This window comes from Actinokineospora inagensis DSM 44258 (genome assembly GCF_000482865.1).
GTDB lineage: Bacteria > Actinomycetota > Actinomycetes > Mycobacteriales > Pseudonocardiaceae > Actinokineospora > Actinokineospora inagensis.
In genome coordinates, this window is the sequence record NZ_AXWW01000033.1 from 51,369 (window position 1) to 74,640 (window position 23,272).

The 23,272-nt window shown below is 68.3% G+C and carries 11 protein-coding genes and 1 pseudogene; 7 read left to right on the top strand and 5 right to left on the bottom strand.

Annotated features, from left to right (window positions below; genetic code table 11):
- Nucleotides 1-43: 43 nt before the first annotated feature.
- Complete coding sequence (locus H504_RS0114665; protein WP_026423385.1) at nt 44-1,135, top strand: putative adhesin; 1,092 nt, start codon at nt 44-46, stop codon at nt 1,133-1,135.
- Here H504_RS0114665 and H504_RS35130 read toward each other — a convergent pair.
- Nucleotides 1,125-2,216, bottom strand: a complete 1,092-nt coding sequence (locus H504_RS35130) for a glycosyltransferase 87 family protein (RefSeq protein ID WP_084467710.1) — start codon at nt 2,214-2,216, stop codon at nt 1,125-1,127. The two genes, H504_RS0114665 and H504_RS35130, sit on opposite strands and share 11 nt — an antisense overlap.
- Before the next feature lie 102 nt (nt 2,217-2,318).
- On the opposite strand from H504_RS35130, the pseudogene H504_RS35135 reads away from it, so the two are divergent.
- From H504_RS35135 to H504_RS0114700, 6 genes and pseudogenes are all read left to right on the top strand, one after another.
- Nucleotides 2,319-2,982, top strand: a pseudogene (locus H504_RS35135) (response regulator transcription factor).
- The gene (locus H504_RS0114680) at nt 2,979-4,028 is read left to right on the top strand and encodes a sensor histidine kinase (protein WP_026423386.1); all 1,050 of its coding nucleotides are present in this window, start codon (nt 2,979-2,981) and stop codon (nt 4,026-4,028) included. The pseudogene H504_RS35135 and the gene H504_RS0114680 overlap by 4 nt, the downstream one beginning before the upstream one ends.
- Before the next feature lie 615 nt (nt 4,029-4,643).
- Entirely contained in the window at nt 4,644-4,772 is a 129-nt protein-coding gene (locus H504_RS43630; protein ID WP_281173626.1) for a hypothetical protein, read from the top strand.
- 96 nt (nt 4,773-4,868) lie between these two features.
- On the top strand, nt 4,869-6,011 hold the full coding sequence (locus tag H504_RS0114690) for an aminopeptidase (protein WP_157440419.1): 1,143 nt from the start codon (nt 4,869-4,871) through the stop codon (nt 6,009-6,011).
- 170 nt (nt 6,012-6,181) lie between these two features.
- Nucleotides 6,182-7,354 (top strand): cytochrome P450, encoded by a 1,173-nt coding sequence (locus H504_RS0114695; protein ID WP_245614252.1) that lies wholly within the window; start codon nt 6,182-6,184, stop codon nt 7,352-7,354.
- A gap of 30 nt (nt 7,355-7,384) precedes the next feature.
- Complete coding sequence (locus H504_RS0114700; RefSeq protein WP_026423389.1) at nt 7,385-8,629, top strand: MFS transporter; 1,245 nt, start codon at nt 7,385-7,387, stop codon at nt 8,627-8,629.
- Between the two features lie 377 nt (nt 8,630-9,006).
- Here the strand turns inward: H504_RS0114700 and fabD are convergent, their stop codons facing one another.
- Genes fabD through H504_RS0114720 form a run of 4 tightly spaced genes read right to left on the bottom strand, consistent with a single transcriptional unit; the run spans nt 9,007 to nt 23,266 of the window.
- Complete coding sequence (fabD, locus tag H504_RS0114705) at nt 9,007-10,239, bottom strand: ACP S-malonyltransferase (protein WP_026423390.1); 1,233 nt, start codon at nt 10,237-10,239, stop codon at nt 9,007-9,009.
- Nucleotides 10,240-10,241: 2 nt separating this feature from the next.
- The gene (locus tag H504_RS0114710; protein WP_026423391.1) at nt 10,242-11,273 is read right to left on the bottom strand and encodes a ketoacyl-ACP synthase III family protein; all 1,032 of its coding nucleotides are present in this window, start codon (nt 11,271-11,273) and stop codon (nt 10,242-10,244) included.
- 21 nt (nt 11,274-11,294) lie between these two features.
- Nucleotides 11,295-19,007 carry a type I polyketide synthase gene (locus H504_RS35140; RefSeq protein ID WP_051385882.1) on the bottom strand — a complete coding sequence of 2,571 codons (7,713 nt, stop codon included), beginning with the start codon at nt 19,005-19,007 and terminating at the stop codon, nt 11,295-11,297.
- A 14-nt stretch (nt 19,008-19,021) separates the two neighbouring features.
- Nucleotides 19,022-23,266 (bottom strand): beta-ketoacyl synthase N-terminal-like domain-containing protein, encoded by a 4,245-nt coding sequence (locus tag H504_RS0114720; protein ID WP_026423392.1) that lies wholly within the window; start codon nt 23,264-23,266, stop codon nt 19,022-19,024.
- Between the last annotated feature and the right edge of the window lie 6 nt (nt 23,267-23,272).

Consider the following 23,272-nt stretch of genomic DNA (forward strand, 5'->3'; position numbering starts at 1 on the left):
GCGGCTCGCGGACGTCGGTGTTACGCGAGCCGGGGTCCCGGCGATGGATCACCGGACGGTGTGGGCGGAGCGGTGGGAGTCGGTTGTGGCGGGCGCGGTCATCGGGCACGGGTCGTACGACGGGAAGCACGTGGTCACCGTGCCGCGGGGCTTGGAGGTGCGGTTCTTCACCGAGGAGAACTCGCCGCTGATGCTGGTGAACCTGCTGGCGTTGCTGCGGCGCGACCACCACCGGACCCCGATGCACACGGCGAAGTCGGGCACGACGGTGCCGAACTACGTGTACGAGCCCATGCGGGACTACGAGCTGGACGCGATCAAGACGTTCGACCAGCTCACCGACCCGGTGATCCTCGTCGGCACCCCCGGGCAGCCGGAGCCGGTGCGGTTGTGCGAGACGCCGGACAAGTGCAAGGGGGACGCGCCGCACACCTGTGGCGGGGTCTTCGGGGCCGCGGCGCGGGGCAACTGGGGCGTGCTGCTCGTGCTGTCCTGCCGGTTGCACCTGGGCACCCAGCCCGTGATCACCCGCTACCTCACGTCCCCCACCGGCTGCCAGGACACCTCGGTGTTCGACGAGCTGTTCGGCTGGGTGGGCCGGTTCCTCGCCATGGCCGCCCCGGCCCAGGACGCCACCTGGGACGCCACGCCCGGCGAGCAGCAACTCCGGCTGTACGCGGTCGAGGACGAGATCCGCGAGTGGGCGGACTGCTACTTCACCCGTCGGCAGATCGCCGCCGACCGGGCCAAGGCGATCAGCCTGGTCAAGGAGGAGTCGGTCGCGACCCGGTTCCGGCTGCTGCGCGACTACCCCGCGCTCGGCGACCTGGTGGTCGCCGACCCGCCGCTGGTCCCGACCGAGCGGCAGCGGATCGCGGACTTCCTGCGGGCGCCCCGGGCCGGCCAGGTGACGACCTGGGCGGCGCTGTCGCCCGCGGACCAGGTCCGGTGGCTGACCGTCCACGGTGTCCCGTCGTGGGCCGCCGCCGACAACGCCCTGACGTTCTTCGCCGCCGGGCTCCGCGGCGACAACCTGGTCGGCCTGCTGCGCAAGCTGGACCCGGTGGCCAAGAAGGCCGTCCAGGCGGACCCGGCGCTGGTCCGGCACCTGCAGGACAAGGGCGTCACCCTCTGACGGTCGCCGCTCGCCGCGGTCCGGGTTGGACGGTGATCTTGTCCGCTGTGGACTTGGTCCGGACCGCGAGCGGCAGGACCAGGGCGATCAGTGCGTACGCGAAGTAGGCGTCGGTCACCGCGGGGATGCCCAGCATGTGCGGGGCGACCATGAACAGCACCGCGCCGACCGCCGCCAACACCCGCCTGCCCTCGACCGCGAAGATGACCAGGGCGGGCAGGCACCACACCCAGTGGTGCGACCACGAAATCGGCGACACAAGCAGAATCGCCAACGAGTTGAGCGCGAACGCCGTGGCGGGCGGGACCCGGCGCATCGAAACCACCGTCACGGCGATCACCACGAGCGACAACACCGGCCACAGCGCGGCCGCGTCCGCGCGGGTCAGCACGCCCAGGACGGATTGGTTGGTGAAGAACCCGGTGCCGACTTTCTCGCTCGTGCTGAAGACCTCGGACGTCCAAAAGCGCACCGATTCATCCCACGCCAGCGCGAACCCGACGGCGGTGGCGGCGACGAAGGAAATGCCCGCGTTGGCCAGGGTTTTCCAGTCGCGGCGGAGCAGGAAGTACAGCACGAACGCCGCCGGGGTCAGCTTGACCGCGGCGGCGATGCCGACCAGCACGCCCCGGGGCCAGTGCGGCTCGGGGATCAGGCAGTCCACGGTGACCAGGGCCATGATGATCACGTTGATCTGCCCGTAGTCCAGGGTCGCCCGCACCGGTTCGAGGAACAGCACCAGCGGCAGCAACGCCATCCAGTTCCGCGACAGCTTCAGCGCGGAAATCAGGACATGCAGGGTCACCCCGGTCAGCACCACGGTTGCGATGCTCAGAATGATGTTCGCTGCCTGCTGCGATATGACCGTCAGCGGCACCATCGCGGCTGCGGCGAACGGCGGGTAGATGAACGGAAGGCTGACCCCGGTCGCCGTTTCGGGCAGGGTTCCGTAGATGTCGCCGCCGGACAGCCACGCATTCACGCCAATCCGGTAGACCTCCAAATCAAGGTGGTACCGGGTGGCCGTGAAAATGATCCATAGACCGGAAAGCAGAACGGCAGACGTGACGAGTACCCGCATGCCGCCAGATCTACCCGGACCGCGGTTCGAACCCGATAAGCGAGGTCTTTATCCGATTTTTATCCGGCCTGCGGTAGACAGGAGCGACCTGGGGAGGAAACCATGCGAGTCCTGGTCGCCGAGGATGAGGAACTGCTGGCCGACGCCATCGCGGCGGGGCTGCGGCACATGCACATGGCCGTCGACGTCTGCTACGACGGCGACGCCGCCATGGAGCGGGTCGCCGTGCACCGCTACGACGTCGTCGTGCTCGACCGCGACCTGCCGAAGGTGCACGGCGACGAGGTGTGCAGGCGCATCGTGGCGGGCGACGGCGAGACCCGGGGTGCTGATGCTCACCGCGGCGTCGAGCATCCGGGAGCGGGTGGACGGTCTCGGCATCGGCGCCGACGACTACCTCACCAAGCCGTTCGCCTTCGCCGAGCTGGTCGCCAGGGTCGAGGCGCTGAGCAGGCGCGCCCACCGGGCGCTGCCACCGGTCCTCGACCGCGACGGCGTCGTGCTCGACCCGGCCCGTAGGCACGCCTCGCGCGACGGTCGACCGCTGGCCCTCTCGCCCAAGGAGTTCGCCGTGCTCAAGGTCCTCATGCGAGCCGAGCCGGGAACCGTTGTCAGCGCCGAGGAACTGCTGGAGAAGGCATGGGACGAGAACGTGGACCCGTTCACCAACACGGTCCGGGTCACCGTGATGACGCTGCGCCGCAAGCTGGCCGAGCCGCCGGTGATCCACACCGTCCCCGGCGTCGGGTATCGCTTCGGATCGTGACCCCGCTGTCCCTGCGCGCCAGGGTCGCCTGCTGGTTCGCGGCGACGCTGGTCATCGGTTTCCTCCTCGGCCGGGCCACGTTCGGCCAGTTCCGCGACGGCTTCATCGCGTTGACGAGCGAATGCCACTACTACAACTGCACCCCGTACTCGCAGTGGGACCTCATCTTCTGGTTCGTCAGGATGATCGGGCTGCCAATCGGTTTCGTGCTGCTCGTCTGGTTCGGGCCGCGGCGCGCGCTGGCCCCGCTGCGCGGCATGGCCACCGTGGTCGACCGGCTCGGCCCGCACAACCTCGGCCAACGCATCCGCCGCGGCGGCACCAAGGACGACCTGCGCGTCCTGTCCGACGCGGTGGACGACCTGCTGGACCGCATGGTCGTCAACTTCGAAAACCAACGCCGCTTCGCCTCCAACGCCTCCCACGAACTGCGCACCCCGCTCGCCGTCCAACGCACGCTTGTGGAGGTCGCCATGGTCACCGGCAACGACGACCCGGAACTCAACCGCCTCGGCGCGCAGTTGCTGCTGGTCAACGAACGCAACGAACGCCTCATCGAAGGCCTCCTCGTCCTCGCCGAAAGCGACCGCGGCCTCCCCAGCACCGTCCCGGTCCGCCTGGACACCCTCGTCGCCGAGGTCATCACCAACTACGAAGCCCTCGCCACCGACCACCAGATCACCATCCGCCGAGGCCTCGTCACCCGCACCACCCCCGGCGACCCCGTCCTCCTGGAACGAATGATCTCCAACCTCATCCACAACGCCATCAAATACAACACCCCCGGCGGCTGGATCGAAGTCGTCGTAGCCGACCACCCCGCCCTCTCCATCCACAACTCCGGCGCCCTCATTCCCCCCACCGCCATCACCACCCTCTTCGACCCCTTCCGCCGCCTAGCCCCCGACCGCATAAACCACCGAGACGGCGCAGGCCTAGGCCTCTCCATAGTCCGCTCCATAGTCGCCGCCCACCACGGCACCGTCTCCGCCCACCCCGGCACCACCGGCGGCCTCCGCATCGACGTCACCCTCCCCCCACCTTGACCCCACCCCACCCCCACCCCCACCTCCTCCACCTCATTCCCGCCCCCAAATCCCCCCACGCTTCATCAACAAATCCCCACACTCGCCCCGCGCGCCAAACCCACACCCTCATCGACGACGCACCACTCCCGTACCGCGCCCCGAGAAACCCCCACGCAAATCGACGAAGTCCCACACCGGCACCGCGCGCCTCGAAACCCGCCGACACCAACCGCCCGTTGTGGTGAAGTTGTTTTGTTTGGGGGGAGCGGTGGCCTAAGCCGGCTGGCGGGTAAGGCCACGCTTTCCAGTGGCCCCGCCTTTTTGCCTTACCCAGGCTGCCGCTAGGGGCCCCAAACAAAACAACTTCACCACAACGGGCACCCCAGCTTTAATCTGGCGCCCAAGCGCCGGCGTCGCCGAAGGCGACCAGGCCGACCCCCGAGGCGCAGCCGAGGCCCAGTGCCCCCTCACACCAACCCCCAATAAACGTTGGCAGGTAAGCTCCGCAGCTCCAGAAAAACGAAGATTCCCGCCACAAGCCACAACACCGGCACCTTCAGCCAGCAGCCTTGGATCTCGCCCACCCCCCCGCTAACGTAAAAAGTCCGAACACCATCAAAGGAGGCACACCTCATGCCTAATCCCGCCGAGCTGCAAGAACTGCTCACCGCCATGGCCGAGTCCGAGCCCGCACCCGAGCAGAGCACCGCCGAGCAGCGGACCGAGTTCGGAATCATCGCGTGGTACCTCAACACCCGGTGATCTCGGGTTGCCCATGAGCAGTGGCGGCTCCTCCGGCCCACAACCGGAGGAGCCGCCAAAGATCGTCACTTCAGCCGCTATTCCTGGGGAGCAACAATGACTGCGCAGATGGTCGATGAGCGTGTCTTCGAGGGTGTTGACGCGTTGTTGGACGATTTCGTGGTGATCACCGATGAGGACACCGTCGTGGTCACCTACACGCCGGACAGCCGTGAGCCCGCCGCCTGGGTCGCGCTCGGTCTCAAGCACCGCGGTTTCACCGCCGCCATCGTTCCCATGCTCCCGTTGCAGGACGAGAGCTTCGCCGGGCGGCTCGCCGAGGCGCTGCCGGACCGGTCCGCGGTGCAGGGCCGGTTGGTCATCATCACCCTGGAGCGGGACACCATGTCGCACTTCGAGGTGCTCCAGCCCATCCTGCGCGACTACGGGCCGGACAAGACCATGATCCTGCGAATCATCAGCGCGTCCGCTGACTTCTTCACCAAGGCGCTCAATGTCAGCCCTCTGGAGTTGTCGGCGCTCAATGCCACGTTGCTCCACCGGGTCAACAGCGCCAAGCGGGTGCGGGTGACGACCTCCGGCGGAACTGACATCACCGTTGAGCTCGACAGCGAGAAGTACCAGTGGATCAGCAACCGAGGTGTGTGGCGCCCCGGTGGCTTCACCATCCTCCCCGCTGGGGAGATCGCCACTTACCCGGTCACTGTCGAAGGGGTCCTGGTCGCCGACGGCGCGTACAACGCCAACATCATCAGTGACCTGAACGCGAAGCTGGCCGACAACCCGGTCCGAGTCGAGATCGAGGCCGGAAAGGCGCGTGATCTCACCTGCGCCAACCCGGAGCTCCAAGAGATGTTCCGGCTCTGCCTGGACAGCCCGAATGGCCGCAATGTCGGCGAGTTCGGGCTCGGCACGAACCACGGTATCAACGAGTACATCACCACGAACTCCCATATCAACGAGCGCCGGTGCGGTCTCCACCTGGGTTTCGGGCAACACAACCAGAGCTTCTCCCGCGTTGCCTACGCGGCCTATGCGCACCTGGACCTGATCTGTGACGGTGGTCTGATGTGGATAGACGACGACGTCGACCCCATTGACCTGTCACATGTCGAGCCCATTGACGTTCCCCACCCGGTCGACGCGCTCGACGAGGACATCACGGGCGACTGCTGCGGCATGGGGTACCGCCAACTGAGGGGGCTCTCGGAGGACCCGACCTGCGCGGTTCCCCAGTAGCAGAAGGCAATTGACCGGGACCGTCCAGGCGCGCGCAGCGGCCGAACGGCCGTTCGGTCCACCTCTGAACGGCCGTTTCGTCCCACCTCCGAGGGGAGAGTTCCGAAGTGGTCAACCCGCCCACGGACGACACCGGTCCGCGACCATTCCCCATGCCGCGGTCCTGCCCGATGCGCCCGCCGGACCAGTACGCCGAGCTGCGCGCCGGGGCACCGCTCGCAAAGATCACCCTGCCCAGCGGGCGGACCGCCTGGTTGATCACGCGCTACGAGCACGTCCGCCGGTTCCTCACCAACCGGAATGTCAGCACGAACCGGCTACACCCCAACTTTCCCTTCTACCTCCCGTTGTCCCGAAAACTGGTGGAAGACGTCAACGCGTCCCTGATGAGCCTGGACCCGCCGGAACACACCCTGCTCACCCGGATGGTGATCCCCGAGTTCACCCACAAACGCACGCAGGAACTGCGGCCCCGCGTGCAGAAAATCGTGGACGACCACATCACGACCATGCTGACCGGCGATCGGCCGACCGACCTGGTGGACGCTCTCTGTCGCCCGATCACCTCGCAGGTCATCTGTGAGGTGATCGGCGTCCCCTACCACGATCGCGAACTCTTCCAATCGACCAGCAAGGTGATGGCCAGCCGGAACAGCAGCTCGCCCGAACGCTACGCGGCGGACGCCATGCTTCGGGACTACCTCCGCGATCTGGTTGCGGCGAAGGCGAAGGAGGCCGAGTCGGGTGCCGCGCCGGGCGACCATCTGATCGGCCGGGTCATCGCCAAGAACCAGAAGCAGCGTGTCCTCCGCCAGGAGGACATCGCCGCGTTGTGCCTGGCGCTGCTGAGCGCCGGGCACGAGACCACGGCCAACGTGATCTCACTCGGGACCGTGCTGTTGCTCGAAAACCCCGAGCAGCTCGCCGCGATCCGGGCCGACCCGGCGCGCACCCCGGGCGCGGTGGAGGAGATCCTGCGCCACACCAGCATCACCGACCCGAGTGGGCTGCGGGTGGCGCTGGCCGACATCGAGGTCGGCGACATGGTGGTCAAGGAGGGCGACGCCGTTGTCGTGTCCACCGCGGCGGCCAACTGGGATGACAGTGTCTTCGCCGAGCCGGAGAAACTCGACTTCGACCGCGACGCGCGGCATCAGCTCGCCTTCGGCCACGGCATCCACCGGTGCATCGCCCAGAACCTGGCCCGGGTCGAACTGGAGATCGTGTTCAACACCCTGTTCGCCCGGGTTCCCAGTCTCCGGCTCGCCGCCCCCGTCGAGGAACTGTCCTTCAAGGATGGCGCGCTCCTCTACGGCATCCACACCTTGCCCGTCACCTGGTGAGAAGATGCCGCCACCGAAGGGGAGGCGCGCGTGACGACAGGCCCAGGCCAGGTCGCAGCCGTAAAGCCTGCTGTCCGCTTGTTGGCTCCGCTGCGGGAACGGCGCTTCGCGCTGTACCTCGTCGGCCAACTGCTCTCGCAGTTCGGCGACGGCATCTACCTCGTCACACTGCCGTTCGTCGTGCTCAACCAGGGTGGCGGTCCGGCGAACCTCGGCGTGGTGCTGGCCTGCTACGGAACGGCCAGGTTGGTCTTCCTCCCGGTCGGCGGAACGCTGGCCGACCGGTTGGGCGCCCGGTCGGTGATGCTGGCCGCGGACGCGCTCCGGGCCGTCGTCGTGCTCGGATTCGTCGCGCTCGCTGCCGGTGGTCGCATTCCGCTGTGGGCCATGATTGCGGTTGCGGTCCCGTTTGGCGTCCTCGGTGGGATTTTCATGCCTGCCTCGTTCGCTGTGTTGCCGCGAATCGTGCGCCCGGAGTCGTTCGCTGCGGGGAACTCGCTGATCCAGGTCATGCAAAGCACGTCGAGGATCGCGGGGCCTGCGCTGGGTGGAACGCTGGTCGGGTCGCTCAAGAGCGGGGTGGGGCTGCTGATCGACGCGGCTACGTTCCTGGTGTCCAGCCTGACTCTGATGGCGATCCGGCCGTCCACCGTTCCGGCGGCCCCGGACGACGGCGATCGACTGCGGACTTGGCGGTCGGTGCTGCGGTACGCCTTCGGTTCTGTCCTGGTGAGGATGACGCTGCTGACCACGCTTGTGTTCAACCTCGCGGCTGTCGGGTTGATCGAGGTCGCGCTGCCGGTCTTCGCGCGGGACTCGCTGGGGAATGGCGCGTTGGGGTTCGGAGTGATGATGACCGGGCTGGGTGTTGGCTCGGTTGTCGGGGCGCTGCTGGGGCCGGTGCTTCTCCGGCTGCGGCGGCGGGGCCTGGTCGCGCTTTGGCTTGGGGTTGGTGAGGGGCTTGCGTTGTTGAGTGTGCCGGTGGGGTCTTCGCTGGTGGTGGCGACGGGGGCGCTGTTCGTGGGGGCGTGCTTGCAGGCGGTGGTGAATGTGTTTTATATGACGATGCTTCAGCAGACGGTGCCTGGTCGGGCGTTGGGGAGGGTGATGAGTCTGCTGGCTGGTTGTGCTGGTGTCGCGTATCCGGTGTCGGCGTTGCTTGCTGGGAGTGTGCTGGGGGTGGTTGGGGTGGGGGTTGTGATTGTTGTTGCCGGGGTGGGGGTGGTGGGGGCTTTTTCGGTTGGGTTCTTTAGTGGGGTGTACCGGAATCTGTAGGGTGGTGTGAGGGGGCTCTGGGCCTCGCTGCGCTCGGGTTTCGGCCTGGTCGCCTGGCGGCGACGCCGGCCTCGGGCGCCAGATGAAAGCGGGGGTGCCCGTTGTGGTGAAGTTGTTTTGTTTGGGGCCCCTAGCGGTGGCCTGGGTAAGGCTAAAAGGCGGGGCCACTGGAAAGCGTGGCCTTACCCGCCAGCCGGCTTAGGCCACCGCTCCCCCCAAACAAAACAACTTCACCACAACGGGCGGTTGGTGTCGGCGGGTTTCGAGGCGCGCGGGGCGAGTATGGGGCTTCGTCGATTTGGGGGAGGTTTTTTTGAGCGCGCGGTGTGCGTGTGGGGCTTCGTTGATATGGGGTTGGGGTTTCGAGGGGCGGTGTGTTAGGTGGGGATTCGTGAGCGGAGTGTGGTGATGGTGTCGTGGAGGGAGGTTTTGCCGGTGGCGTGGTTGTGGAGGAGGGTGAGGACGTCGGGGTCTTGGTAGTCCTGGAACGGGGTGGGGGTGGAGGTTGGGGTGGGGGTTGGGGTGGGGGTGGGGGTTTGCGGGGATTGGTGTGCCAGTAGGTAGTCGGCTAGGGCGGTGCAGGTGCGGGTGGTGTGGATGGTGTCGGGTTTGCAGGGGATGTTGAAGACTGATTCGACTTTTCTGGCTATGCGGATGTAGATGATGGAGTCTAGGCCGAGGTGGCGGAAGGAGTGGGTTTCGGGGAAGGTTAGGGCTTTGTCGCCGATGAGGGGGTGGAGGACGTCTTCTCTTATTTTGGTGATGAGGGCCTGGTGGGGGGTGGGTGGGGTCTTGTCGATGAGGGTGGTCAGGACTGTGCTGTTGCCGAGTTCGACGAAAGTGGTTACGCCTGCGGTGCGGAGGTGGTGGATGGTGTCGGACCAGCGGACGGGGTGGGTGAGGTGGTTGGCGAGGGCGGCTCGGATCGCGTTGGGGTTTGGGGGGTGGGGGGTGGCGGTGACGTTGGAGATGACGGGGGTTTGGGGTGGGGTGAGGGGGATTGAGGTGAGGAAGTGGCGGTAGGCCTCAGCGGCCTGGGACATGTGCGGGGAGTGGAATGCGCCGCTGACTCGGAGGGGGATGTAGGTGGCGCCGAGGGTTTCGAAGAGGGGGCGGAGGTGGGTGATCTCTGCTCGGGTGCCGGAGATCACGTATTGGGTGGGGGCGTTGTGGTTGGCGATGGCGACAGTGGGGGAGGCGTTGGTGTGCAGTACGTTGAAGATTTCTTCTTCGGGGAGGCCGATGATGGCGGCCATGCTGCCGTCGCCTGCTTCGGCCATCAGTGACGAACGTCGTTGGACCAGGCGTAGGCCGGTGGCGAAGTCGAAGGTGCCTGCGGCGAGCAGGGCGTTGTATTCGCCGAGGCTGTGGCCTGCCAGGTAGTCGGCGGGGGTGACCGTCAAGTGGTGCAGGGCGTTGACGACGTAGATGGCGGGTTGGGCGTATTCGGTGCGGTTCAACAGGCGTGATGGGTCGGTGAGGCAGAGGTCGACGATGGAGTAGCCCAGTATTTCGTCCGCTGTGCGGCACAGGTCGGGGAATTGGGGGAAAAGGTCGCGGCCCATGCCTTTTCGTTGGACGCCCTGGCCGGGGAACACGTACGCGCGCATGGTCACCTCGTGGCCCAGGAAGGGCGGTCGACGATCTGGACCACCGCGCCGGTCCAGGTGAAGCCCGCGCCGACACCAAGCAGCACGCAGTGGTCGCCGGGGTTCACCGCGCCGGATTCGACGAGGTGGCCGAGGCCGGAGATCTGGTCGCCCGCGCCGATGTGGCCGACTGTGCGGCCCCAGGACCAGGTGGAGCGGGACTCCTCGATGCCCAGGGCGAGGAAGTATTCGCGTTGCAGGACGATTCGGCCCGCGTGTGGGAGGACGAAGCGGGTGATGTCGCGGAATTCGATGCCCGCGTCGGCCAGGGCTGTGTCGACGCAGGTTGTGAGGCCGGTGCGGAAGCGGCGGGTGAACTCGTCGAGTTCCACGTCGCCGAGGTACTGCAGTTTGCGCAGGCGCAGGTCGACGGGGCGGTTGGGGTCGCTGTGCGGGGCGAAGGGCTCGTCGCCGCGGTGGAGGCGTTCGAGGGTCGGGTCCGACACGGTGGCGGTGCTCAGGACCCGGGCGAACCCGCTGGTGCGACTGAGGACCATCGCGGTGGCGCCGTCGCCGGGGACGATGCCGATGTCGCAGTTCCAGCGGTCGATCGCGGGGAGGGAGCACTTGTCGGCGGTGGTGATCAGGGCGGCGCCGTGGTCCGACCCGGCGAGGTAGTGCGCGGCGACGTCCAAAGAGGTCATTCCGCCGTTGGAGGCGTGCTTGACCTCGAACGCGAGCGCCGAGTGGTCACCCAGTGCGGCCCGGTGGATGTAGGACGCCGTGGAGTACAGCTCCAGACCCTGGAAGTAGATGCTGGCGTGCAGGATCAGCGAGATGTCCGCCGCGGCAACACCGGAGCGCGCCAGGGCGGTCCGGGCGGCGCTGACGGCCATGTCCGGCGGTGTCTCGTCGGTGGCCTCGCAAATGGACTCCAACTCGGTGTCCTCGGCCTCCTGCGGGTCGTACCGACCGTCGGCGACGGCCTGCTCGACCTTGGTGGCCTGCGGCAGGTACGTGCCGATACCCGCGATGTACAACTCCTGAACCTTCACCTGCGGTGCTCCTTCTCGGGTTCAGACGCCGCGCTCGCGCAGCAGTGCGGCGATGGCGTCGGCGGTGGGGTAGTCGAATGCCAAGGTGGCGGGCAGTTTCAGCTTGGCGCGTGTGGACAGTCGGTTGCGGAGCTCCACCATGGTCAGCGAGTCAAGCCCGAGCGACCGCAGCGTCTTGTCCGGCGGCACTGCCTCCGGTCCGGGCAGCCCGAGCACCGCCGCCACCTCACCCCGCACGACATCGAGGACCACGGTCTCCCGATGCTCAGCCCGGGTGTCCATTGTGTCCAGAGGCGCCGTCCGCACCAGTGCCCGCAGCACCGCGGGTGGACGGGCGGCGCCGAGTGCGTGCCGCAACGAGGCCAGTTCGAGCCGAACCGGCACCAGGTACGGTTCCGGCCGGGTCAACGCCACGTCCAGCGCCCGCAGGCCCTCCTCGACGGACAGCGTGCCGACCCCTTGCCGACGCAGGCGTCCCAGCTCAGCCTTGCCCAGGTGCGCGGTCATTCCGACGCCGGACTGCTCCCACAGCCCGAACGCGAGGCTGATCCCCGCCAGCCCCCGCTTCCGCCGCCGTGCCGCCAACGCGTCCAGGCTCGCGTTCGCGGCCGCGTACCCGCTTTGACCAGCGGTTCCGACCGTGCCCGCCACCGACGAGAACAGCACGAACGCCGCCAGGTCCAGTCGCTCGGTCAGCTCGTCGAGATGCCGCGCCCCGTCGACCTTGGGCGCCAGCACCCGGCGCAGCCGGTCCTCGGTGAACCCTGGTACCAGCCCGTCGTCCAGCACCCCGGCGAGGTGGAAGACCCCCGTCCACGACTCCTCGGAGTCCACCAGGGCGGCGACCTCATCCCGATTGGCGACGTCGCAGGCCACCACCCGCACCGAGGCCCCCAACGCCTCCAGGTCGCGCACGATCGACTCAGCCGCAGGGCCGGCGCCACCCCGCCGCGACGACAGGACGAGCCGCCGCACCCCGTACTCGCGCACGAGATGATCGGCGAGTGCCCGGCCCAGCTCACCCAGACCACCGGTGATCAGCACCGTGCCCTCGGGGTCCAGACCACGCGGCATGGTCAGCACCACCTTGCCCACGTGCCGCGCCTGTTGCATGTACCGCAACGCTTCCGGCGCGTGCCGCACGTCATAAGCCTCGAACGGCAACGGTTCCAGCACACCCTTGTCGAACAGAACAGCCAGTTCGGTCAACATCGCGCTGAACCGCTCAGGCGGGATGTCGGTCGTGACGTCGTAGGCGTGGTATTCCACGCCTACGGGAACCTGCGACCGTAGATCCGTCTTGCCGATCTCATAGAACCGCCCGCCTTCGCGCAACAGCCGCAACGACGCGTCCGTGAACTCACCCGCCAATGAATTGAGCACGACATCCACACCGTCGCTCCAGGCCGCCTCGAACCCGGTGTCCCGGGACGAGCGGATGTGCGCGTTGTCCAACCCGAGTGCCCGCACCGCGGGCCACTTGCCGGGACTGGCGGTGGCGAACACCTCCGCGCCGCGCAGATGCGCCAGCCGCACCGCCGCCATCCCCACTCCACCTGCCGCGGAATGCACGAGCACCCGCTCACCGGGTACGACATCGCTCAGGGCATGGAGGGCGGTGATGAACGCGACGGGAATGGTCGCGGCCTCGGCGAAGGTGAGCGATTCAGGAATCCGGACCACCCGGCTGACGTCCATCCGCGCTGTCCTGCTGAACGTCCCCATCGCCAGGCCCATGACCCGGTCACCCGGACGTACGTTGGTCACGTCCGCGCCAACCTCCAGCACCACCCCGGCGCATTCCAACCCGAGTCGCGGCGCGGGAACGATGTCCAGGGCGTTCAACACATCCCGGAAGTTGACCCCGGCCGCCCGCACTTCAACCAGAACCTCACCCGACGAAGGCCCAACGTCATCCGAGCTTTCGATGGTGAACGCGTCCAGCCGCCCCCGTTCCCGAATCGTCAACCGCCAGTCGCCGGACAACGTCAGCACATCGTCCTTGATCGGTCGAAGCCTCGGCACGAAAGCGCTTTCGCCCCGCAACACCAGTTCAGGCTCGTCTGACCCGTCCAGAGCACGCGCAAGAAAGTCAGGCGAGTCGGAATCGACATCGACGACGCGGAGGACCCGATCAGGTTGCTCAGCCCGAGCCGCCCGTACCAAACCCCAGACCGCGCCGGAATCCCAACCGCTCACGTCATCGTCCGGGCTCGCGGACACCCCGCGCCGGGTGACCCAGACCAGTTCCGCCTGCTCATCACCCAGGGATTCCTGCAATTCCCGCAGCGTCGCCACGCCGCCCTTCCCCGGGAAAACGACCCTTCTGGCATTCGAAGGTCCACTCTCGGCGAGCTGGACAGCGTCAAACTCCACCCGATACAGGTGTTCAGCAGGACGGGGCCGTCGCAACTGCAGCCCACCGACCCGGGCCACCAGCGATCCCGCCGGATCAATCAACACCAACGAAACCCGATCCGTGTCTTCGCCAAGCGTGATTTCCCCGCGTACCACCAGTTCCGTGCACCCGGTCTGATACAGCTCAACATCGGTCCACAGGAACGGCAACGGCGGCCCGGACACCGAACCCGACTCCAGCAACCCCGCCACCACAACATGCAATGCCGAGTCGAGCAGCGCCGGGTGCAGCCCATATCCTCCTGGCACCAACGATTCCGGCAGTTCGACCCGCCCCTGGAAAGCGCCGCCCTCGCGCGCCAACTCGCGGAGCCCCTGGAACGCCTGCCCGTAGTCGAGCCCGACCTCCTGGGTCCGCGAATAGAATCCGCCAAGATCCACCGGTTCGGCCACAGGCGCCACCGGAATCGAGGTCGATCCTGACGGAGTCGCCAGCTCGCCGGTCGCGTGCCGCTCCCACGCCAGTGAATCGACCGTGTCCTCGGCCTGGCTGAACAGCGCGAACGCGTATCGCCCACGCGAGTCGGCCGCACCCACGGTGATCTGCAACCGCCGGGGCTCCGCCAGGACGAGCGGTTCCAGGAGGGTCAATTCGGCCACCGCACCCGCTCCGACCGACCGCGACACGGACAGCGCCAAGTCCACCAGCCCCGCCCCGGGAACGTACACCGCCCCCGAGACCCTGTGGTCCGCCAGCCACGGTTGCTCATCGAGCGACACCCGGCCGGTGAACAGGTACCCCGGCATCCCGGCGAGCGTCGTCATCCCGTCGAGCCACGGATGCACAATGCTTGCTGTCCCCCGAGGCCGCTCAACCCAATACCGTGTCCGCGCGAACGCATAGGTGGGCACGTCAACCTTGCGCGCCCCGGCGAACACACGATCCCAGTCGACCGAGTGACCGTCGAGATGCGACTCGGCGATCGTCCACAAGGGACCGGAACTGCCGCCCGCCATCACCGAGTGGCTTTCACCGGCAGCCACAGCACGCAGGCCGTCGACAACCTCCGCCACCGACTGCCCGATCACAGCAGCCCGCACCGGAAAATGTGTCCGGCTCACGGCCGCCGTGTACGCGACATCACGCAAGGGAACAGAATTGTCCAGCCACTCCGCCCACCGACTCGCCTGCGCGCGCAACGAGGACTCGTCAACACCGGAGATCACCAGTGGATAAGCCCCGGTGATCGGCGGAGGCGCGGGTGCGGCCCCGGGTGCCTCCTCGATGACCGCGTGCGCATTGGTCCCGCTCATGCTGAACGAGCTGACCCCCGCCCGTCGCACCCGAGACCCCCGCCGCCACGGCCTGCCGTCGCGCAGGAGTTCCAGCGAGCTTCCCGCCCAGTCGACGTGTGTACTCGGCCGCGTCGCGTGCAGTGTCGAAGGCAGCCGCTCGTGCCGCAGCGCCAAGACCATCTTGATCACGCCGACCACCCCGGCCGCCGCCTGCGTGTGCCCCAGGTTGGACTTCGCCGACCCCAGGTACAGCGGCCGTTGCCGCCCGGCGAACACAGCGGTCAACGCGTCCGCCTCGACCGGGTCGCCCAGCACCGTGCCCGTCCCGTGCGCCTCGATCGCGTCGATGTCGCGCGGGGTGAGCCGCGCGTCGGCGATGGCGTCCCGGACGACCCGCTGCTGGGCCAGGCCGTTCGGCGCGGTGAGGCCCTGGCTGCGGCCGTCCTGGTTGACGGCGGTGCCGCGCAGGACGGCCAGCACCCGGTCCCCGTCCCGCTTGGCCGCGTCGAGCCGCTTGAGCACCAAGACACCGCAGCCCTCGGCCCAGCTCGTGCCGTCCGCCTCCTCGGCGAAGCTCTTGCACCGGCCGTCGCCCGCCAGCCCGTTCAGCCTGCTGAACTCGACGAACATCTGCGGGGTGCTCATCACCGTCACCCCGCCCGCCAGCGCCAGGTCGCACTCCCCGCGCCGCAACGCGGTCGACGCCAGGTGCAGGGCCACCAGCGACGCGCTGCACGCGGTGTCGACGGTGATCGCGGGGCCTTCCAGCCCCAGCGTGTACGCGATCCGCCCGGAGACCAGGCTCGTCGCGTTGCCGGTGAGCTGGTTCCCGTCGATCGCGCCGACGTCCCAGCGCCGCTCGACGTCGTAGTCCGAGCTCATCGCCCCCAGGTAGACGCCGGTTTTGCTCCCGGCGAGGTCGTTGGGCCGCAGGTTCGCCCGCTCCAGCGCCTCCCACACCACCTCCAGCGCCAGCCGTTGCTGCGGGTCCATCGCCTTCGCCTGGCGCGGGCTCACCCCGAAGAACCCGGCGTCGAACATCTCCGCGTCCTGGAGGAAGCCGCCCGCCCGGGTGTACTTGTCGTCGAGCGCACGGAGGTCCCAGTCGCCCCACCGCGCGGGGTACGGGCCGATCGCCTCGCGACCTGCGGACAGCAGCTCCCAGAAAGCCTCGGGGCTCTCGATCCCCCCGGGCAGCTTGCAGGCCATGCCCACGATCGCGATCGCGTCATCGGTGGGTTTCGGCGCGGCCTGCTGGACGGTGGTGGGTTGAGTTCCCACTCGGTCGAGCAGCAGCCCGGCGATCGCCTGGGGAGTGGGGTAGCTGAAGGCCAGGGCGGACGGGAGCGCGGCGCCGGTCCGGTCGACCAGGCGGTTGCGCAGTTCGACCACGGTCAGCGAGTCGAAGCCCTGTTCCCGCAAGACCTCGTCCGGACGCACCGGCTTGCCCAGGACGGTTTCCGCCTCCCGGAGCACGAGGTCGACCAGCCAGGGGAGCCGTTCGGACTCGGCGAGCGCGGCCACGTCGTCGGCCCACGAGAGGTCGGTGGGGACGTCGTCTTCCTGGTCGAGCCAGTACCGGCGGTGTTGGAAGGCGTACCCGGGCAGGTCGACGCGGTGGCCCGCGCCCAGCACCCGCGTCCAGTCGACCGGGTGGCCGCCGCTGTGCAGGTCGCCGAGGGCACGCAGGAGTTGATCGCGACCGCCCAGATCCCTGCGGAGGCTGCCGACCACGAGACCATCGGTGTCCGCGAGCGCCACCCCGAGGACCGGATGCGGGCTGACCTCGACGAACACGTCGTGGCCGGTGCGCGCGAGCCGGTCGAGGGCGAGGTCGAAGCGGACGGGTTCGCGCAGGTTGCGGCACCAATAATCGGCGTCCGGCGTGGCACCGGGCTCGCCGGTGACGCTGGAGTGGAACGGGATCTCGGCGGGCGCCGTGTCGACGTCGGCCAGGTCGGCGCGCAGGCCCGGCAGCAGGGCGTCCATGTGGGCGCTGTGCGAGGCGTAGTCGACCTTCACCCGTTGGCAGAACGCGCCGTCGGACTCCATCTCGGCGAGGAACCGGGTGACGGCGTCCGTGTCACCGGAGACCACTGTGGACTGTTTGGTGTTGACCACCGCGACCGACAGCGCGTCGCCGTAGGGCTTGATCCGGTCGCGGACCTCGTCCACCGGCCGCTCGACCAGGCCCATCGCCCCGGGAACGGCGCGATCGCGGACGGCCTGGCTGCGCAGGGCGACAACTCGGGCACCCTCGTCGACGCTCAACGCCCCACTGACGACCGCCGCCGACACCTCACCCTGGCTGTGCCCGACCACGGCCGCAGGCTCGACACCCCACGACCGCCACACGGCCGCCAGACCGAGGTACACCGCGAACAAGGCAGGCTGCACGACGTCGACCCGCGTGTCGTCCAGGTCGGTCTCGCCGAGCAGGAACGCCAACACCGACCACCCCGTGTGCGGGCGCAGGGCCGCGTCGCAGTCCTCGATCGCGGCCCGGAACACGTCGCTCTGGTCGAGCAGGTTCCGGCCCATGCCGGTCCACTGGCCGCCCTGACCAGGGAAAACGAATACGACCTTGCCGCGATCGGCCGCCTGCCTGCCGTCGAGCGCCCGCAGCCCGGTGATCGCCTCGTCCACCGTTCGAGCCACCACGGCGCCTCGAACGGCCAGGTGGCTCCGGGTGGTCGCCAGCGAGTACGCGACGTCCGTCAGGCTCGTCGAGTCCGTGAGGTGATCGGCCAACCGCTCCGCGTTCCGTACCAGAGCCTGCTCGGTCGCGCCGGAGACGACCAGGCACACCGGTTGGTCGGTCGCGCTCGACGGCACCGGTTGGTCCGGGGCCGGACCGAGGGCGACGTGCGCGTTGGTCCCGCCGAACCCGAAACTGCTCACCCCGGCGAACCGCGACCCGGTCCAGGCGTGGTGCTCGGTCACGACCTCCAGCCCGGTGAAGTCGATGTCCGGGTTCGGGGTCCGGAAGTGCAGACTCGGCGGGATCACTCCATTGTGGATGGCCAGCGCGGCCTTGATGAACCCCAGGATGCCCGCTGCGGGCTCCAGGTGCCCGAAGTTCGTCTTGGCGGAGCCGATCCGCAGTGGTTCCGCCCGATCAGGCCCGAAAACACGGCCCAGCGCAGCCGCTTCGACGGTGTCGCCCAGCGGTGTTCCCGTGCCGTGCGCCTCGCTGTAGGAAACCTCGCTCGGTGGGATACCGGCGTCTTGCCACGCTGACCGAAGCACGTCGATCTGCGCGTCGAGGCTGGGTGCGGTCAAGCCGTCCGTGGCGCCGTCGTTGTTGACCGCACTCCCGTGCACCACAGCGTAGATCCGGTCGCCATCGGCCAGAGCGTCGGAAAGTCGGCGCAGCACAACGACTCCACAGCCCTCGCCGCGCACATAACCGTTGCCCTCGGCGTCGAAAGCGCGGCAACGGCCATCGGGACTCTGGGTGCCGAGCTTGGTCATCGCGACGGACGTGTGCGGGTGCAGCATCAGGTTGACGCCGCCCGCGAGCGCGACGTCGGTCTCACCCGACCGCAGGCCCTGGACCGCCAAGTGTACCGCGACCAGCGACGAACTCGACGCCGTCGCCACCGTCATCGCCGGGCCGCGCAGCCCCAGCGCGTGCGCGATCCGGGCCGGGATCACCGAGTTGTCCCAGCCGGTGGCCGAATGCGCCCGGATCGCCGTGGGGTCACCACCGGTGAACAGCGCGTATTCCTGCCACATCGCTCCGAAGTAGACTCCGGTGCGTGATCCGGCCAGGCCTCCCGGCGCCACCCGCGCGTCCTCCAGCGCCGACCACGCCACCTCCAGGGCGAGCCGCTGCTGCGGGTCCATCTGCCGGGCCTCGATGGGCGAGATGCCGAAGAACCCGGCGTCGAACCCGGCGATGTCGTCGAGGAACCCTCCCCACCGGGGTAGATCGGCCCATTCGGCGGCGTTCCAACGGTTCGCGGGCACCTCGCGGATCGCGTCGACCCCGTCGAGGAACGCCCGCCAGATCTCGGCCAGACTGTCCAACAAGGACGGTAGGCGGCAGCCGATGCCGACGACGGCGATGCTGCTCATGTGCGCCTCCTCGCTCATTCGGCGTAGGTCTCGACGCAGACCCGTTCGATGACGGCCAGCGACGCGTCTTCGTTGAGGACGGTCATGTGGTTGGCCACGTCGATGTCCACCACGCGCAGGTCGGTGAGTTCCCGCGCCCAGTCCTGCCGGTAGTTGATCCCGTCCAGCGAGAACGTCTCGCCGACCACCTGGAAGTACGGCGCCAGCTCACCCATGAACAGGCCACGGCGGTTGTGGAAGTACGTGCTGCCAACGGCTTCCGGGTCGGGCAGCGGCTGGATCCGGTACTCGTCGATCCGGTAGGCGAGCTGGACCCGGATGTTGCGCTCGATGAAACCGATCACCTGGTCCCGGCGCATCGCCATCCCGCGCCGCACCGCGAGATCGGCCAGCCGGGGCACGAACTCCGCGTCCGGGCACCCGGCCACCTCGTCCCGGTGGATCAACCACGGCCGGACCTTGGTCAAGTCCTGCTCACCGGCGGGCCACAGCAACGAGTTCACCACCTGCAGCGCGGCGCTCTGTTCGGAGGAGACGCCACTGGCGTTCGACGCGGCCAGGCCGGTGTTGTCCGGCGAGTCCACCATCGTCAAAGTGGTCACCGCATGTCCACGCAGTTGCAGTTGCCGGGTCATCTCGTAGGCGACGATCCCGCCGAGGCAGAACCCGCCGAGGTCGTACGGCCCTTCGGGTTGGACGCTGCGCAGCGCGTCGATGTAGTACTCCGCCATTCGCGAGACCCCCACGACCGGGGTGTCCTCGGTCATGAACCCGCGAGCCTGGATGCCGTAGAACGGGCGGTTGATCCTGGCCGCGATTGTGCGGAACGACTCCACACTCGCCAACGCGCCGTGAATCCAGAACACCGGCCGACCATCGGAGATCCCATTCAGGTGCAGGAGTTCCGGGAACCGCGATCCGACGGCGGTATTGGCCTCGACGGTGGACAGCCGTGCCGCGATGTCGTCGACCGTGTTGTCCACCTGCAGCCAGTCCGGTTGGAAGCCGGGGAAAGCCGCGCGTACCCGCCCGAGCACGCCGATCAGCAGCAGCGAGTTGAGCCCGTAGTCGGCGAGCGACCGGGTGCTGTCGATCTCGCGGGGCTCCAAGCCCAGCACCGACGCCATGAGTTCGGTGACGAAGTCCCTCGGGCCGGTGGCCGATGACGGGGGAACCGGGGTTCGCGCGCTGAAGCAGGTGCGGTGGGCGAACGGGTAGCCCGGCAGCGGAACGCGCCGCCGCGGAGTCCCTTCGTGCAACAGCGCCCAGTCCACCGGACCACCGGCGACCCAGCGCTCCGCCAGGACTTCCGGCCGGACCGACCGCACCTCGGTCTGGTGGTCGTCGCGCGCGCTCGCGACCCGGGCGCGCGCGTGCGGGTCGTCGTTCAGCCAGCCGTCCAGGATCTCGACCGCCTCGTCGCTGTCCGCCGCGACCAGCGCCACCCGGTGCTCCATCGGCTCCCGCCCCACCTGCAGCGTGTACGCGACGTCCGCCCAGGCGCCGGTGCCGACGTTCTTCAACCAGCTCACCAGCCGCCGCGCCCGCTCCCGCAAGGCATCCTCGGTCTTGCCGGACAGGACGAGCACCTGCGGCGAGGGCTCGCTCCGGCCGGGCTCGCCGGTGACGTGTTGCTCCAGCACGACGTGCGCGTTCACGCCGGAGATCCCGAAGCTGTTGACGCTCGCGCGCCGGGGGAGTGGCCGGCCGTCCTCGCCCGTGCGGACCGGCCAGCCGATGGTCTCGGTGGCGGGCCGCAGTGGTGTGCCGCCGAACGGGATGTCCGGGTGCGGTCGACCGAACCCGGGGATGGCCGGGATCGTGCCGCGCCGGATCGCCTGCACCGCCTTCACCAGCGCGGCCAGCCCGGAGAACACCTCGGTGTGCCCGATCGTCGGCTTCATGCTGCCCAGGTACACCGGGTCCGGGCCGCGCAGGGTCGCGCCGAGCGCCGAGACCTCCGCGCTGTCAGCCAGGACCGAACTCATGCTGTGCGTCTCGACGTAGGCCACGGTCGCCGGGTCGACATCGGCATCGGCGTAGGCCCGGGTGATCGCGGACTTCATGCCTCGGATGTTCGGTGCGGTGAACGACACCCCCTTGCCGCCGTGCGCGACGCCGGTGCCGCGCACGATCCCGTAGACGAAGTCCCCGTCCTCGACCGCCCGGCGCAACGGCTTGATCAGCACCGCGCCAACTCCCTCGCCGCGCGCGATGCCGTCTGAGTCCTGTTGGAACGGACGGACGTCACCGGTCGGGCTGAGCATCCCGGCTGTCCGCATGCCCGCGAACCCGGCGGGCGAGGCGACCAGGTTCACCGCGCCGACCAAGGCTTGGTCGCACTCACCGTCGCGAATGGATCGGATGGCGCGGTGCAGGGCGACCAGTGACGACGAGCACGTGGTGTCGCACTGTTCACTGGGGCCTGGCAGGTCCAGCAGGTAAGAGATCCGGTTCGGGATCATCGCGGGCGACGGCAGCCCGGTCAGGCTGGGACCGTCGTCGGCGACCGGTTGGTACTCGCTGGGTCCGGCCGCGATGAACACGCCGGTCGGCCGGACCCGCAGGTCGGCGGGTTGGTAGCCCGCGTCCTCGATGGCGTTCCACGCGGCCATCAACACCAACCGGAGCTCGGGGGAGACCTGGCGGGCCTCGGTCACCGACATGCCGAAGAACAGCGGGTCGAACTCGTGGACGCCGTCCAGAAAGCCCGCCCAGGTCCCCGTGGTGTCCGCGGCGGCGTGCGGCGCCCAGTCCAGCCGATCCGCAGGCGGGTTGGTGATGCACCGCGTGCCCTGCTCGACGATCCGCCAGAACTCGTCGATGTCGTCCGCCTGGGGAAACCGCGCCGACATCCCGATGATGGCGATTCCGTCCGGGACAGCCTGCTCGACCGGTTGGGAGTCGCCGACCTCGGAGCTGGGCTCTACGGTGCTGAATTCCCTGGCGATGAACTCGACGAGATCGGCGAGGGTCGTGTACTCGAACAGGACTGTGATGTCGAGGTCGATGTCCAACTTCTCGCCCACGGCACGCGCGACCTGCACCGCGAAGATCGAGTCGAGACCGTAGCCTGCGAAGGGCTCGGTCCGCACGATCCGGGAGCGGTCGATCCGCAGCGAGCCTGCCAGCACGTCCAGCACCGTGTCCTCGATGTGCGCTGCCGGACCGGTCGGTGTCGATTGTGTGAGTGGCTCGGGCTTTGGCCAGGATCGCTGCACGACCCCGTCGCTCTCGGCCACGATGATCTGTTGACCGAGGTCCGCCGCCTCCCGGGCCGGGAACGTGACCGGCCCGAACCCTTCCTCGGCGAGGACGCGCTGCCAGTGATCGGCGGACAGGATCGGGCTACCCGGGATGCGCCATTCCGGGTCCTCGAACCGCCACCAGCCTTCGAGCAGACCGAAGGTGAACTGGTTGAGCAGGTTGTTCACGGTCAACTCGTTGAGCAAGAGCAAGCCGCCTGGTCTCAGGGCGGCCTTGGTGTTGCGCAGCGTTGTGCGGATGTTCTTGGTGGCGTGCAGCACGTTCGCGGCGATGACCACGTCGTACTCGCCAACGGGAATCCCTTGCTCGGTAAGGGGATTCTCGACGTTGAGGATGTGGTAGGCCAAGAACGGGTTCCCCGGCCCGTATGACCGTTCGGCGTGTTCCAGGAACGCGCGGGAGAGATCGGTGTAGCAGTATTCCCGAACCGCCAAGCCCTCGGCTTGCAGTGCTCGCAGGACAACGGCACTCGTGGCTCCCGTACCCGCGCCGATCTCCAGGATTCTCGGTGGGCTCCCAGCCGAACTCCGCAAGTGGGTCACCAGCTCGGTGGCCAGCACGCGGTTGAAGAACTCCGACGCCGGATTCGTCTTGTACGCGGTTTCCACCAGCTCCATGGACGACCCGGGGAACATCACCTCGGTGGCGAGCCGTTCCCCGGTCAGGATCTCGGGCAACGCTCGGAGCATCGTCTCGACCAAGACGTGCGTGGCCGCGAGATCCGGGTTCGCCCGCCAGCGCGGCTTGACCGATTCCCAGTCCCGCCACAACTCGGCCAGAGGTCGAACCGGCCTGTCCACGGCGGTGATCTCGGCGTCTTGGCACCGCAGGTAACCCTCGACTGCCAACACGCGCACGCATTCGGCGAACCACGAGTCGTACACCGGCAGCACGCCTGCCGCCTCCCGGGCGGCCGGTGTGGTTCGGGGAGATCGGAACGCGCCCAGGGACTGGAGGTGGGACCACAGGAAATCGAGCAGAAGCTGTTTCATCGGGTT